The organism is Bacillus horti (genome assembly GCF_030813115.1).
Taxonomy (GTDB): Bacteria; Bacillota; Bacilli; order Caldalkalibacillales; family JCM-10596; genus Bacillus_CH; species Bacillus_CH horti.
In genome coordinates, this window is the sequence record NZ_JAUSTY010000003.1 from 202,786 (window position 1) to 217,638 (window position 14,853).

Below are 14,853 nucleotides of genomic sequence, written 5' to 3' on the forward strand. Positions count from 1 at the left end.
GAACTAAAATGAATAATAAGAAAAATCTTTATCGTTTAATGCTTGTTGCATTGCTTTCCATTCTTGTTTTAGCAGGATGTAGCGGAGGAACAGGTGGGACTGCTGAAGACGCGTCTAATTACCCAAGTAAACCAATTCAATTGGTCGTTCCATATGCTGCTGGTGGGGGAACGGATGCGGCTGCAAGAGCATTAGTGGATGCAGTAAAGCCACACTTAACGAATGATATAGGAATTATGAACAAAACGGGTGGAGGAGGAGCTGTTGGACTAGCCGATGTGTCTAACGCTTCGCCGGATGGTTATACACTTGCTATGGTTACGGTTGAATTAACAACTTTACCTGCTTTAGGATTGGCACCATTTACTCCAGATGATTTTACGCCAATAGCTCAAGTCAACATGGATCCAGGTGCCATAACTGTTAGAGCAGATGCTCCGTGGGAAACAGCTGAGGAATTTATTGAGCATGCCAAAGAAAACCCTGGTCTAAGAATAGGGAACGCTGGTTCAGGTTCAATCTGGCATTTGGTTGCGGCAACGATAGCTCAAGAGACTGGAACTCAATTCTCTCATATTCCTTATGATGGTGCAGCGCCTGCCGTCATTGCTTTACTTTCTGGTGAGGTAGACGCTGTTACAGTTAGTCCAGGAGAGGTTCTTTCTCAGGTTGAATCTGGTGAGCTGAAAACATTAGCTGTAGCTGCCGAAGAGCGTGTAGATGCCATGCCAGACGTGCCTACGATGGAGGAGGCAGGAATAGGAAAAATTGTCTCAGGTACTTGGAGAGGTATAGCTGGACCTAAGGATATGCCACAAGAAATTGTGGAGCAGCTTGAAACGGCCTTTACGGCAGCAGCCAATGAAGAGAGCTTTGAGAACTTCATGGGGAATGCAGGACTAGGAATACTGGTTCGTGGCTCTAGTGATTTTCAGGATTGGATTCAATCAAATTCAGAATCATGGAATACGATTGTTGAAGAATTAGGATTAAGAGAGTAGGAGAGAAAGCAAATTTATCTCTCCTAAGTGGATCTGGTTAATGTGCTTATCTTGGAGGGAATGGATGGAGATAGAAATATAAGCCTCTTCGTCTATTCCCTGCTTGCTTTAGAAGGAGGAGACCAAGTGAAATATGCAGATATGATAGTAGGGCTGATCATAGCCGTAATCGGGTTAGTTATGGTGCTACTAGCGGCAGCCCTACCTACAGTCCCAACAGCAGACGTCGGACCAGGCTTTTTTCCAAAGGCCATTGGCTATCTTCTATTAGGCTTAGGTGTTTTGCTTGCCGGAAAGTCCTTCATTACCAATCAAGACAAAGAAAGCTGGAAGCAGATATTTCATAAAGGATCATGGACGGCTCTGCTGGTTATGGTTGTTTTCGGGGGGTACGTGTTTCTACTACCTATACTCGGCTTCTTAATTTCTACCCCTATCCTGATTATAGGGCTCTCCCTATTGTTAAAAGCCACAAACAAAATAGCTGTTGTAGTGACAGGGCTTGCAGTTACTTTTGCTTTGTATTATGTATTTTTAAAAGTCTTACTCATTCCTTTGCCTTCGGGCATTATTTTATAGAGGTGTTTAGCTATGGAAATGTTACTTGTTGGTTTAGGTAATGTACTGCAACCCTCCGTTCTATTGATGATTGTGTTTGGTGTCCTTGTAGGAGTTTTCTTTGGGACTTTACCAGGGCTGACAGCTACAATGGGGGTAGCTGTACTCGTTCCTTTAACGTTTGGAATGGATCCCTTGCTAGCTCTACTTCTATTAACGGGAGTTTACTTTGGTGGTATATATGGAGGCTCAATTACAGCTATCCTGCTTAATACACCAGGTACTCCTGCTGCTGCAGCAACTACTCTTGATGGATATGCTATGGCTAAAAGAAATGAGGCTGGACGAGCCTTATTGATCGCTATCGTTTCATCGGTAGCAGGTGGATTAATTGGTGTCCTTGTCTTGATTCTAGTTTCACCTCAGCTAGCTCAAATCGCCTTAGAGTTTGCCTCCCCACAGAAATTTGCGCTGGCGATATTTGGACTTTCAATTATTACAGCTGTATCTGGTAAGTCGATTATAAAAGGATTAATTTCAGGCTGTATTGGCTTGCTTATTGCTTTTGTCGGTCTAGACCCAGTGACGGCCGTTCCAAGATTTACATTTGGACAATATCAGCTACAAAGCGGCTTATCCTTAATCCCTGTATTAGTTGGTCTCTTTGCTGCGGCAGAAGCGTTCCGTAATGTAGAGAGTAGGGATATCGCTGAAAAAATTGCTTTAGAGGTTAGCGGTATTTTCAAGAAAATAAAAGATTTGTTCACTCTGTGGGTAACCATTATACGCTCTGCGATTATAGGAGTTTTTCTTGGTATTATTCCAGGTGCTGGAGCGGATATAGCCGCATTTGCCTCCTATAATGAAGCAAAAAGATGGACACGGAAAAAATCTAAATATGCCTTTGGAGAAGGGCGTCCAGAGGGGATAGCTGCCCCTGAAGCAGCGGGGAACGCCTTAACAGCAGGTGCTTTCATTCCAATGCTTACCTTGGGAATACCAGGAGATGCGGTAACAGCCGTTATGCTGGGTGCCCTAGTGATTCAAGGAATTCGTCCGGGACCACAAATTTTCCAAGAAAACGGTGAGCTCGTATATTCTTTATTCTCCGGAATGCTTATTTCCTACCTCGTGTTACTACTAGTAGGGGTTCTTGGAATCCGTTTATTCATGAAGGTATTAGCTATACCGAAGAGTATTCTAGTTCCAGTTATTTTAACTTTAAGTGTTGTAGGCTCATATGCCATTAACAACAATTATATCGACGTTATCATTATGTTTTGTGCCGGACTGTTAGGCTATATACTCATAAAATTTGAATTCCCCCTATCTCCAATTATCTTGGCTATCATATTAGGTCCAATGGCTGAAAGTGAGTTTAGGAGAGCGCTTGTTCTTTCTGATGGGAGCATGATGATCTTCTTGACTAGTCCTATTGCTGTTGTCTTGTTGGTGTTAGCTGCTCTATCTTTATTATCACCAATTGTAAGACCATATCTACCAAAGCTGAGAGCTAAGAGCAACAAACAAGACTAAGGTAAGGGTGGCATGTATGTATATCATTGCAATAGATTCAGGAACAACAAATACGCGTGTACGTCTTGTAAAAGCTGAAAATACAACCATCGTGGATCAGATAAAACGACAGGTAGGAGTTAGAAATACGGCCATTGAAGGTCACAATGGAAAGCTGAAAGATGCCATTATAACTAGTGTTGCTGAGCTTTTGGAAAGAAATAATTTATCCTCTAAGGATATAGCCTATATGGTTGCTTCAGGAATGCTGACCAGTCCATTGGGGATATTAGAATTGCCCCATGCTCTTGCTCCTGCTGATATCGATGCATTAGTCTCAGCTAGTGTGCAGAAGGAGTTTACTGAACTCCAAGGTATCCCGTGTCTATTTGTGCCCGGGGTAAAATCCTTAGCAGCAGGTAGCAAGGAATCTGAAGCTCCGTCAGAAGTAGCGGTGGAGCAGATAAATCAATTTGATGTCATGCGTGGTGAAGAGGTGGAAGCATTTGGGCTAGTCCAGCAGCATGCTCCTCGAGGTAAAGGTTTAATTATTTTACCAGGCTCACATACCAAGTATGTCTCCTTTTCTGAACAAGGGAGGATCGAATCAAGTGTTTCTACATTAAGCGGAGAAATGCTCCAAGCGTTAAGTCAGGAAACGATTCTTGCCGCATCCTTGGGTCAGCCATTGCTGGAAAACGTTGAACCAGATACGCTTCTAGCAGGCTTTCGGCAGGGAATTAGATTAGGGCTTACAAGAGTATTGTTCCATGTTCGCCTCCTAGATCTGTTTGCCGATTTGTCGAAAAATCAAAGAGCTAATTATTTTGTGGGATGCCTGCTAGCAGCTGACCTACAAATCCTAAAGGACATGCTTCTCAGAGAAAATCCTGAATGGATTATGGTAGGGGGTTCAAACCCACTGCGTGAGGTATTTATCACACTTCTAAGAGAAGGATGGCAGGATTTAATGGGAGAAACAGCAAATCAACTAGTCGTTATTGAAGCTACTGATGAGCAGGTTGACCTTTGTACAGCAGTAGGAGCCATTCAGGTTGCAGAAGAATATTGGAGTCGGAAAAAACCATAATTAAAAGGAGAGGATCGTTATGGATTTAGGTTTGCAAGGGAAGAAAGTGTTGGTGTTAGCTTCTAGTAAAGGGCTTGGGAGGGCTACAGCCACTCAGTTTGCTGCTGAAGGAGCTGACGTCATGCTCACCAGTCGGAAGGAAGAGGAACTCATTAAGACAGCAGCAGAGATAAAGGAGCAAACTGGACGAGATGTGTCGTACTTTGTAGCGGATGTATCTAAAGGAGAAGATTTAGAAAAGCTGATTGCAGCTACAGCTGAGCGCTTCGGGACGATCGATGTCCTAGTCAATAATTCCGGTGGTCCCCCGGCCGGCAAATTTGATGATTTTAACGATCAGGACTGGTACAACGCGTTTGAATTGACACTTTTAAGTTATATCCGTACCATAAGAGGCGTTTTGCCTTATATGAAGAAACAAAAAAGTGGACGGATCATCAACATTACCTCTTCTTCAATAAAACAACCAATAGAAAATCTCTTATTATCTAATACATTACGCTTAGGGGTTGTAGGTTTGGCTAAATCCCTTGCTTTAGAGCTAGCAAAAGATCAGATTCTAATTAACACAGTAGGACCTGGTCAGATTAGAACAGATAGAGTCGTGGAGTTTGATGAAGCCAAAGCAAAGGAGCTTGGGACCAGTATAGACGCTGTACAAAGCTCTAAGCAGGAACAGATTGCTATTGGTCGATATGGAGAGCCAGATGAGTTTGCCAAGACACTACTCTTTTTAGGTTCTTTTGCTAATACGTATGTAACGGGTCAAACGCTTCTAGTTGATGGAGGTCTAGTTAAAGCGATTTAGTAGAAGGAAGAGAGGAGTTGCTTAGATGAAGGCTATTGTAAAAACAGAGCGTAAACCAGGCTGTGTCCAGGTCATTGACGTACCAAAGCCTGCCTTAAAACCGGACGAAGTCATGGTCAAAATGTATTCAGGATCCATCTGTGGCTCGGATATTCACGCCTATCATTACGCCCCGACCCATCATTATATTCAAGTTCCTGTTATTATGGGGCATGAAGGAGCAGGAGAAATCGTTCAAGTAGGCTCTGCTGTTACAGATTTGCAACCAGGTGAGAAGGTAGTCATTGAGCCTATTGAGTATTGTCAGCAATGCGAATACTGCCTCCGTGGAAAGCCTCACTTATGTGCCAGCTTTCAAATTAGAGGGATGCATGGAGATGGCTTTTTTGCCGAATTTGTCGCCGCGAAAGCTAGATACATTCACAAACTACCAGAAGGCTTCCCTATGCATGTAGCCAGTTTAATAGAGCCAGTTTCAGTATTAGCCCATGCTCTTCTGGATCGGAGTGAGATAAAGGCTGGTGAACTGGTTATGGTTACTGGACCAGGACCAATCGGATTAATTGCCGCACAGATGGTTAAAGCTCTTGGAGCTGAGCCAGTTGTTGTAGGGATTGATTCTGATGAAGAGACCAGACTGCCTTTAGCAAGGAAATTCGGCTACCAGACGATTAATTTCAGTCAGCAGACTGTACAAGAGGCTCTTAAGGAACGTTACGGTAGAGAAACAGTGGATGCAGTGGTTGAATGCTCAGGGGCTGGACCCGTCCTTCAAACCTGCTTAGATGTTGTCGCTAAAGGTGGAGCCATTACCTTAGTGGGATTATTTACAAAGCCAGTAGAAGTAAATCTATTTCAGCCGATTCGAAGGGAAGCAACCATTTATACAAGCTTTGCCTCAAATTGGCATAATTTTGAACGAGCCATTAGACTTGTGCTAGATGGCAAAATTGACGTTGAACCGCTCATCTCGTATTATTCAATGGATCAAGTGAATCAAGCTTTTGAAGACGCTATTCATAAGAAAGTACACAAACCTGTGATTCGGTTTTAAGATCTTGAGAAAATGACGTAGAATCACAAGCGGAATACGTGTATGATGAGTATTGAGGTGTGAAAAAATGGAGTATAAATCTATTATTGATAACAGAAATTTATCTGACCGTATTTACATTTACCTACGAGATAAGATTATTAATAATGAGATGGTTCCGGGTGCGCGTATTATTTATGACGAGCTTATTGAAGAGCTTGGTGTCAGTCGAACGCCCTTGAGGGAAGCCCTGACACATTTGCAGCAGGATGGCTTAATTGAAGTAAGACCGCGCTCCGGTACTTTCGTCAATACACCTAAGCTCAAAGACATCGAAGAAATCTATGACGTACGACGTGCTTTAGAGGTTCTAGCTATTGAGTTAGCTGTACCAAGGATTCCTCAAAAGGTCTTAGAGGACCTAGTAGAAGAAGCGATTCAAGCGGAAAAAGAGCTGGATGAAGGGAATGTGCAAGCTTTTTTTACGGCTGATCGGAATCTACACAAGACATTAATCCGTTATTCGCAAAATCAGCGCTTGCTCTATATGATGCAGTCCATAGAAGCGCAAATTCAATGGTTCGGAGTCATCATTACAAGGGATGTGGAAGGACCAAAGCAAGCTAATCAAAGACATAAACAAATTTTAGAAGCATTGCTTAGACAGGATGTTGACGCGGCTAAGGAGCTAATGGCTACACATATTACTGAAATTAAAGAGGAGACCATCCATAAGTATAGTGAAAAGTAGTTGAGCATCTATGTATCATATATGTACCAGAGAGGATCCTGAAGAGGGTCCTTTTTCTATTCTCAAAAAAGCAAAAGTAATTCTCATCCATGACAATCTAAGAGCTTTTAGAGCTGGAAGGTTCCATTCATTATGCCGCCCTCAACCCATCGTCTCAATCTCTACTAAACTTCGCATGCTCAGCTAAAGCAGGGCATAGCTTCAAAAAATCGATGACTTGATTTACTTTTCTACTTCTAATTAACTTGGCATTTAACTTGCATATTCATTTAGAAAGTTAAAATTTATAGCTTTCACAAGTACTTAATTAAAGGTCTTCTTGCAATCAGTAATGATTGGATAAGTAAAAGCTTAAGGAAAAGTAAAGAGGGGATTAGACAATGAAATGGAGCTTAGAAACAACATTAATTCATACAACTCATAAAGAGGGGCTGAGCAAGGGCGATTATGAACAATTCAATCCTTATGGTAGAGATACAGCTATTGTGAATGAAATTATTCCTGCCGTTGGTTATGCCTTTCCGAATTTGGAGACAGCTGGAGCGGTAGTAGCTGGAAACATTCCAGGTGCCTATTATGGACGTTATGGGAACCCAACCACGGCCAAAGTAGAAGAAAAGATAGCTGAGCTTGAGCAGGCTGAAGCTGCTTTAGGAGTAAGTAGTGGAATGGCTGCCATTACAGTAGCGTTATTAGCTTATTTGAAGCAAGGGGATCATGTCATAGTAACCAAGGATGTATATGGGGGGACGTTTAAGTTTATCACTGCTATAGCTCCGCGTTCTGGAATTGATCATAGCTTTGTGGATTGTAGGGATCTTGATGCTGTCGAACGAGCCATTCAGCCCAATACGAAAGTACTGTACTTAGAAACACCATCGAATCCTTGCTTAACAATTTTGGATATCAAAAGGCTGTCGGAGCTAGCCCATCGATACCAATTGAAGGTGATCGTGGACAATACGTTCATGACGCCTTTACTGCAGCAACCGCTCGTTTTAGGTGCCGACATCGTTGTTCATAGTGCCACAAAATATTTAAATGGTCATGGAGACGTTTTGGCTGGCTTTGTTGTAGGTTCGAGCGAAGATATTTCTATGATGCGTAAGCATGTGATGGGTGATCTCGGCCAGCCTTTAAACGCATGGGAAGCTTATCTCATCTTAAGAGGACTTAAGACGCTAGCTTTACGTATGAGACAGCATTGTGCGTCAGCCTGGGCCATTGCAGAAGTTCTTCAAGGCCATAAACGGGTCAAAAGAGTATACTATCCGGGTTTGCCTACACACCCGCAGTATGATTTAGCCCAAGAGCAAATGCGAGGAATGGGGGGCATCGTATCCTTTGAGGTGACAGGTGGGTATGAAGGAGCCAAAACATTTCTTAATTCTTTACAGTTAGCCCTTATCTCCTTTAGCTTGGGTGACCCGGAGACCCTCGTTCAGCATCCAGCGTCCATGACTCATTCCTTTATCCCACAAGAGGAGCGTGAATCCTGTCACATTACGGACGGATTAATTCGATTGTCAACAGGATTGGAGAATACGGAGGATATCATAGCTGATTTGCTTCAAGCGTTGGATAAGTAGAAGCTAGGAAGGTAGGTTTTAATTGGAGCTCAACACAGCATTAAAAAAATGATATTATATATAGCATATATATAGCCGGAGGACATAGAGAACAAAACAGAGCGAATATGAACGGACGAATGGAAGTACAAAAGGAGGTGGCCAGCTATGGGTTTTGCTAAAATAAAGGCTTTTGTGCAAGAGTATGCTGACACAGTAGCTGAGGTTTTGGGACTAGAGGTTACGGTCCTTGATCAGCAGGGTGTGCGTATTTGTGGAACGGGAGCTCACCAGCAATTAATTGGAAAGCCTGTGCCCACTGGCTCCTTTTTTGAAACTATACTGCATACCGGACAACCAGGCATGATTCTGGAGACGAAAAAGAATGAATCGGAATGTCAAAAATGTCAGTTTATTGAGCATTGTACGGAGCTAGCAACGATAGGCTTTCCAGTGTTTAAGAAAAATGAGATAGCTGGGGTCATTGGAATTGTAGGCTTTAATTTTGCTCAGAAGGAAGCCATGATTCACGATGCGGACAAGCTCCTTGCCTTTTTAAGCCATATGAGCTCTTTGCTAGAGCATAAGCTATTACTTATTGATGTACTTCAAAGTAGGAAACAGCCTTCTTCGGCTCATCGTGATGTGGGGTCTGCTTCCGACAAAGACACCTGTTTCATCCATGAGGAAAAGCGTGGAAATCCAGCAGGGTCACGAATAACGTTTGATCAGATGATCGGACAAAGCCGCCCATTTAAAGAAGTGCTGGCTAAAGCCAATAAAATTAAAAATAGTCCTTCTACCGTTTTGCTATTAGGGGAGAGTGGTACAGGAAAGGAGCTCCTTGCCCAAGCTATCCACAATGAAGGAAACCGAAGGGATCAGCCCTTTGTTGTGGTGAACTGTGCGGCTATTCCTGAGCATTTGCTGGAGAGTGAATTATTCGGCTACGAAGGTGGAGCGTATACAGGGGCTAAACGTGAAGGAAGACGTGGAAAACTAGAAATGGCTCATAAGGGGACTATTTTTTTAGATGAGATTGGAGATTTGCCCTTAGCTTTGCAGCCTAAGCTACTGAGGGCTCTGCAAGAAAAGACGGTAGAGCGGGTAGGGGGGAATCATTCCATTCCTGTAGATATCAGGGTTATTGCAGCTACTCATAGAAATCTAGACCAAATGGTAGGGCAAGGGCTGTTTCGCCATGACTTGTACTATCGTATACATGTCATCCCTCTGCATATGCCTACACTTCATGCAAGAAGGGGAGATATCTCAGCTCTAATTAGACATTTCATTCACAAATACAGTACTCTTTTAGGGAAAGAAGTTGTGGGCCTAGATCCAGATTTGGAACGATGGATGCACACTTATACGTGGCCAGGGAACGTACGACAGTTTGAAAATGCTGTAGAATATATGGTCAATATGACGGAATCAGTCATACTGGGTCTAAACGATTTACCGCCTAATCTTCTACATTTAAGCGAAGCTGTTCAGCAAATTGAAGATTTGCCTTTAGGTAACGTTAACGCTGAGAATGAGTCTAGGGTGGACAACTTATTAGGTGAGGCTATTTCTGGCCTAATCGAGCAGAATAAAGAAGGATTGGAACAGCTATTAAGCCTATGTGAAAAGGAGATTCTTGCACACTATATGCAGCTTCCTACCTATCAGCAGGATAAAGGTCAACTAGCGCGGTTGTTGAATGTTTCATTATCTACTTTATATCGTAAGCTTGATAAGTTTGGTTTATAGCGGGAAGGCTTAGTAATGGTTGATAGACTAGAGAACATGCAAAGTAAAAAAAGCCAGTTTGTACACCGGAAGAAGGAGGTTCCTCTTTCTGTGGTACAGCTTGGCTTTTATTTTTTGTTTATAGAAATAGCATGTAGTAAGGTTATTTTTCTTCAAAATTGACGGATATCACTTCACCCGATTGCTTGTTAAACAGAATAGAAACGATAACATCTCGTTTTTGAGAATTTTTAGTCAAGATAAGCTCAAATTGATCTTGAGTTGTGTTGGCTGATTTTTCCTCTCTCCCAATATATTTATAATCGCTGACTTCAAAGTCGGGGAAAGTATCCTTGGCAATTTTTACAGCGAGATCCCCCCACTTAGCGTAAGGGATTTGAGCCATTTCAAAGTTTTTTGCTTGATGGCTAGCCACAGCGTTAGCTGGAAGGGTAAACCCACTGAATAGAACAAACAAGCAACAGGAAAGCAGGGTATATTTAAGTAAACTTTTCATTTTTTATTCTCACTCCTTGGAAAATGTTGCCCTTAGTTTTGCTCTAGAAAGCAAAATTATGCATCATTTTTTATTTAGCACTTGATAACTCCAGCCAGAAGAGACAGCCCCATGTAACTCTACTGGGTTTCCTTCCTGATCAAAAACATCAGCTTTTTTATCGTACACTAGATGGTAAAGCTCAGGATTCGCTTTTAATAAAGCGTGCTTCACGGTAGCTCCTTGGAATAGCTCGATTTCCTGATTGTTAACAAAAATTTTCATTGTGTCCCTCCTATATTTGATGGTGTGTTCGAATACGTATAAGGCTGTTTAAATCAGTGTAATGAGCGGATAAAAATTTGAATTATTTTTTAATCTAATATTTATACAAAATTCATAATCTTGCGTTATAATGAATTTGTAAGTTTACTAGAAAACTATTTTAATAGGGAGGCTAAATGAATGGTGCGTTCTAAGTATATAGCTTTTTTACTGACGCTTGTTTTAGTGTTTTCATTGTTGATTCCAGGGTTTCAAACTACTAGCTTAGCGAATACAGATGAGGTCATCACATTCAAAGTTTTACATACCAATGACATTCATGCAAGCATTGATGGCTTTGGTAAGATTTCCTCTTATATTGAATCTCAAAGACAATTGGCCGATTACTCTTTATATCTAGATGCAGGGGATATTTTTAGTGGAAACCCTGTCGTAGATTTGCAGCAAGGCCGACCTATTATTAATCTATTAAATTTATTAGGATTAGATGCGTTAACAATTGGAAATCATGAATTTGATTATGGACAAGAGGAATTTGCTAATCGTGTAGCAGAATCTAACTTCCCCTGGTTAAGCGCAAATACAAATATTGTGGATTCTAGCATTCCTATTGAACAGCCAGATCCGTATAAAATCTTTGAGTTAGACGATTTGACAGTGGGAGTACTGTCCATTACGGAAGCTCCTCCTTCAACCGCACCAGCCAATGTGGTAGGAATCGAGTTTAATGAGGATTATGCTGATGCAGTGAGACAGTACGAGTTTCTGAAGGATGAAGTGGATATTCTCATTGGTTTAACTCACATTGGCTATCCAGAGGATCGTCAGCTGGCAGCTGAAGTAGATTTTCTTGATGTGATTATTGGAGGACATTCTCATACAACGTTAAACCAACCTCAAGTTGTCAATGGAACACCTATTGTCCAAACGGGAGCCAACGGTACGAATGTTGGTAATTTGACGTTTACAATTAACAGTCAAACAAAGGAAATTGAAGGTTTTCAAGGTCATCTTCAAAGAGTGGCTGATCTCGTTGATGTGGATCAAGATATTCAGGATATCGTAGATCAATATAACGAGGACATGGAAGAGATTTTAGGGAAAGTAATTGGATACACGAATACAGGTTTAACAAGAGATGGTCGTACGAATCGTGATGTTGCCTTAGGGAACTTCTGGACAGATGCGATGCGTAATCTTGTTGGAGCAGATATCTCCTTAACAAATAATGGAGGAATCAGAGACGGGATATCCGTTGGTGAGATTACGGCTGGAGATATTTATCGAATAGAGCCTTTTGCTAATGAAGTCATGGAAATTGAAATGACAGGTCAGGCGATTAAGGACGTGATTGAATACTCCTATACAAGAGATGATCGTAATCAGATTGATCTCCAAACATCAGGTTTACATTATGAAATCTTTGTGGATACGGCAAGAAACTATTTAGATTCTTATTTAGAGGTTAATGGTGAGCCAATTGATTTAGAGGGCACATACACTCTTGCCATTCCAGACTATATTGGAACAGGTGGAAGTGGCTATGAGTTTGTAGGAGAGGTGTTACAGCCATCCGCAGGGTTCATGACAAATGCCATGATCTCTTATGGTGAGAAGCTTATGGCTGAACAAGGAGTCATTGATTATCCAGCAACTGAAGGTCGTATTAAAGTAACGATTGATCCTACAGGTGGAAATCCTGGAGAGGTGATTGGTTCTACAGAAAGAGGTCTTTCTGATACAAACAAAGCTAGATCTGATGCTGGCTTAGGAAATTTATACACGGATGCAGTAAAAGCAAAGGGTCAAGCTGACTTCGGTCTGTTAAATGGCTCATCTGTTACAGGGCAAATTCCTGCTGGAGATATAACAGATCGACAAATTCAGGGGCTAGATAATTTCTCGAATGACGTTGTGGTTGTAAAAGCTACAGGTGAGCGAATTAAGGAAGTTATTCTTTCCCAATCGAACTATTATCGTAGTGTAGATATTCAAGCATCTGGATTAAACTATGTGTTAGTTCCAGGAACAGGGAGTGACAGGTTTAGTGATGTGATCATTACTCTAGAGGATGGAACAGCACTAGATTTACAGGCTGAGTATACCGTTGCTTATAACAACTACATGCATGGAGCGAACTTCTACAACCTTGGCTCTGAAACGGTGGGTAGTGACCATGGTAAGGTGTGGGAAGCTGTTATCGAATTTGTTCAAGGTCATCAGGGTCCTATTGATTATCAGGAAGGCCAACGGATCACTATCCAAGGACAAGGCGGTCCAGGACCTGAGCTTCCTGACGGGGTAATCTCAGTAGCGGAGGCGATTGAAAATAATTCAGGCTCTGCCACTGTCCAAGGATATATTGTAGGAACAATGAACTGGAATTTTGATGGACAAGAAACACCGTTCCAAGCAACAAATCTATTACTAGCTGATAGCCCAGATGAAAGGGACCGCACGAAGATCCTACCTGTACAGCTTCCACAAGGGCAGCTACGTGCAGCTCTTAATCTTGTAGACAATCCAGAGAACTTAGGTCAAGCAGTACGCATTACAGGTGACTTAGCGGCTTACTTTTCACAGCCTGGTTTAAGATCACCATCAGCTTATGAATTCGTAGATGTACAGCAGCCTGAGCCAGATTATATTTCAGTTGCAGAAGCGATTGAAAATAATTCAGGTACAGCCACGGTTCAAGGATATATTGTTGGAAGCATGAACTGGAACTTTGACGGAGAAGGAACTCCCTTCCAAGCGACTAACCTTTTATTAGCGGATGATGCTAGTGAACGTGATCGTACGAAAATTCTTCCTGTACAGCTTCCACAAGGACAGCTGCGAGCAGCCCTTAACCTAGTGGATAACCCAGAAAATTTGGGTCAAGCAGTACGCATTACGGGCGATTTAGCAGCATACTTTTCACAGCCTGGATTAAGATCTCCTTCTGCCTATGAATTTGTGGACGGACAGGAACCAGGTCCAGAGCCAGAATATATTACGCTTGCAGAAGCGAGAAATGTACCTGCTGGTACAGAAGTAAGTATTGAAGCGGTTGTGACTACACAGGTAGGTGCATGGGGCTCTAAAGGATTCTATGTACAAGATGAAACGGCAGGAGCATATGTATTCCAGAATCAAGCGGATGTGGACCCAGGTGATGTAGTACAGCTTACAGGGACAACAGGAATTTTCAATGGAGAGTTCCAGCTTGCTTCCCTAACTCATCTAGAAACAACATCAACAATAGAGGTGCCTACAGCGGTAGCTGTGAGTCCAGCACAGATCAGCAAGGATAATGAAGGTCAATTAGTATCCTTAGAAGAAGTGGAAATCGCTAATTTGCAGCAGGTCAATAACTTTGGAACTTTTGAATTCACAGCGAACCTAGGGACAGAATCAGTAGTTGTACGTGTGGATAACCGTACGGGATTAGTTTTTGATGATTTTGAATTTCAAAACGGGGATGTTGTAGATATAACGGGGATTTCAAGTCAGTTTAACGGAACGTACCAGCTTAAGCCTAGAGGTGCAGCAGATATTACTCCTGCCCAAGGGGGAGAAGAGCCAGGTGAGCCAGGTGAACCTGACTTGGTTGATTTCAGAGGCTTGTATGAGCTAATTGATCGTATTTCCTTTAAGAATCACGGAGCAAAGGTTTCTCTTGTTGTTAAAGTAGCTAAAGCAGAGGTTTACTTTACTCTAGCTGATGAGCTTTCCAAAGTAGGTCTAACGAAGAAGGCCGAGCAACAACATGATAAAGGGATTGATACTCTAGATAAGGTGCTCGAGGATGCTCAAAGAGGAAACAAGGGCTTATCTGAAGAAGATGAAGCTGAGCTTGTTCAGTATATTGAGCAGTTGAAGGCGCAGTACGAGAAGGAGTAACGCTTTAAGCTGTATATAGGTCCAATTTTGAATAGGTGTGTCGTGCCCTTGAGCGCGCCACGCCTATTCTTGGTTTATGTTTAGAAGTGCAATTTCTACATATCTTATAGGATAATACAGAGAACCAAA

At 42.1% G+C, this 14,853-nt stretch carries 12 protein-coding genes; 10 read left to right on the forward strand and 2 right to left on the reverse strand.

The annotated features are described in order from the left end of the window. The first annotated feature begins 8 nt into the window (after positions 1-8). The 9 genes from J2S11_RS04610 to J2S11_RS04650 all read left to right on the forward strand — a co-directional run bounded on the left by J2S11_RS04610 (position 9) and on the right by J2S11_RS04650 (position 10,079). Positions 9-1,001, forward strand: coding sequence for a Bug family tripartite tricarboxylate transporter substrate binding protein (locus J2S11_RS04610; RefSeq protein WP_307391571.1), 993 nt, complete (start codon positions 9-11; stop codon positions 999-1,001). 126 nt (positions 1,002-1,127) lie between these two features. Continuing rightward, complete coding sequence (locus J2S11_RS04615; RefSeq protein WP_307391574.1) at positions 1,128-1,580, forward strand: tripartite tricarboxylate transporter TctB family protein; 453 nt, start codon at positions 1,128-1,130, stop codon at positions 1,578-1,580. A gap of 12 nt (positions 1,581-1,592) precedes the next feature. Beyond that, on the forward strand, positions 1,593-3,095 hold the full coding sequence (locus J2S11_RS04620) for a tripartite tricarboxylate transporter permease (protein WP_307391576.1): 1,503 nt from the start codon (positions 1,593-1,595) through the stop codon (positions 3,093-3,095). A gap of 16 nt (positions 3,096-3,111) precedes the next feature. Further along, on the forward strand, positions 3,112-4,164 hold the full coding sequence (locus J2S11_RS04625) for a 2-dehydro-3-deoxygalactonokinase (RefSeq protein WP_307391578.1): 1,053 nt from the start codon (positions 3,112-3,114) through the stop codon (positions 4,162-4,164). A 19-nt stretch (positions 4,165-4,183) separates the two neighbouring features. After that, a complete protein-coding gene (locus tag J2S11_RS04630) occupies positions 4,184-4,972 on the forward strand; it encodes an SDR family oxidoreductase (protein ID WP_307391580.1) in 789 nt (262 codons plus the stop codon). 25 nt (positions 4,973-4,997) lie between these two features. Next, a complete protein-coding gene (locus J2S11_RS04635; RefSeq protein WP_307391582.1) occupies positions 4,998-6,026 on the forward strand; it encodes a zinc-dependent alcohol dehydrogenase in 1,029 nt (342 codons plus the stop codon). A gap of 67 nt (positions 6,027-6,093) precedes the next feature. Next, entirely contained in the window at positions 6,094-6,756 is a 663-nt protein-coding gene (locus J2S11_RS04640; protein ID WP_307391585.1) for a GntR family transcriptional regulator, read from the forward strand. 380 nt (positions 6,757-7,136) lie between these two features. Next, entirely contained in the window at positions 7,137-8,345 is a 1,209-nt protein-coding gene (locus J2S11_RS04645) for a trans-sulfuration enzyme family protein (RefSeq protein ID WP_307391588.1), read from the forward strand. A gap of 147 nt (positions 8,346-8,492) precedes the next feature. Further along, the gene (locus J2S11_RS04650; RefSeq protein WP_307391590.1) at positions 8,493-10,079 is read left to right on the forward strand and encodes a sigma-54 interaction domain-containing protein; all 1,587 of its coding nucleotides are present in this window, start codon (positions 8,493-8,495) and stop codon (positions 10,077-10,079) included. A gap of 142 nt (positions 10,080-10,221) precedes the next feature. On the opposite strand, the gene J2S11_RS04655 is transcribed toward J2S11_RS04650, so the two are convergent. Together J2S11_RS04655 and J2S11_RS04660 are read right to left on the reverse strand one after the other, a co-directional pair. Further along, complete coding sequence (locus J2S11_RS04655) at positions 10,222-10,575, reverse strand: DUF3889 domain-containing protein (protein ID WP_307391592.1); 354 nt, start codon at positions 10,573-10,575, stop codon at positions 10,222-10,224. Between the two features lie 63 nt (positions 10,576-10,638). Beyond that, on the reverse strand, positions 10,639-10,839 hold the full coding sequence (locus J2S11_RS04660) for a hypothetical protein (RefSeq protein ID WP_307391594.1): 201 nt from the start codon (positions 10,837-10,839) through the stop codon (positions 10,639-10,641). Positions 10,840-11,019: 180 nt separating this feature from the next. Here J2S11_RS04660 and J2S11_RS04665 point away from each other — a divergent pair, with 180 nt between their 5' ends. Then, complete coding sequence (locus tag J2S11_RS04665) at positions 11,020-14,724, forward strand: DUF6359 domain-containing protein (protein WP_307391597.1); 3,705 nt, start codon at positions 11,020-11,022, stop codon at positions 14,722-14,724. Positions 14,725-14,853 lie beyond the last annotated feature (129 nt).

Excerpts from the sequence above, each read along its gene's own strand:
- J2S11_RS04630 (WP_307391580.1), top strand. The coding sequence starts at position 4,184 with ATGGATTTAGGTTTGCAAGGGAAGAAAGTGTTGGTGTTAGCTTCTAGT.
- J2S11_RS04645 (WP_307391588.1), top strand. The coding sequence starts at position 7,137 with ATGAAATGGAGCTTAGAAACAACATTAATTCATACAACTCATAAAGAG.
- J2S11_RS04660 (WP_307391594.1), bottom strand. The coding sequence starts at position 10,839 with ATGAAAATTTTTGTTAACAATCAGGAAATCGAGCTATTCCAAGGAGCT.
- J2S11_RS04650 (WP_307391590.1), top strand. The coding sequence starts at position 8,493 with ATGGGTTTTGCTAAAATAAAGGCTTTTGTGCAAGAGTATGCTGACACA.
- J2S11_RS04665 (WP_307391597.1), top strand. The coding sequence starts at position 11,020 with ATGGTGCGTTCTAAGTATATAGCTTTTTTACTGACGCTTGTTTTAGTG.
- J2S11_RS04620 (WP_307391576.1), top strand. The coding sequence starts at position 1,593 with ATGGAAATGTTACTTGTTGGTTTAGGTAATGTACTGCAACCCTCCGTT.
- J2S11_RS04610 (WP_307391571.1), top strand. The coding sequence starts at position 9 with ATGAATAATAAGAAAAATCTTTATCGTTTAATGCTTGTTGCATTGCTT.
- J2S11_RS04655 (WP_307391592.1), bottom strand. The coding sequence starts at position 10,575 with ATGAAAAGTTTACTTAAATATACCCTGCTTTCCTGTTGCTTGTTTGTT.
- J2S11_RS04625 (WP_307391578.1), top strand. The coding sequence starts at position 3,112 with ATGTATATCATTGCAATAGATTCAGGAACAACAAATACGCGTGTACGT.
- J2S11_RS04635 (WP_307391582.1), top strand. The coding sequence starts at position 4,998 with ATGAAGGCTATTGTAAAAACAGAGCGTAAACCAGGCTGTGTCCAGGTC.
- J2S11_RS04640 (WP_307391585.1), top strand. The coding sequence starts at position 6,094 with ATGGAGTATAAATCTATTATTGATAACAGAAATTTATCTGACCGTATT.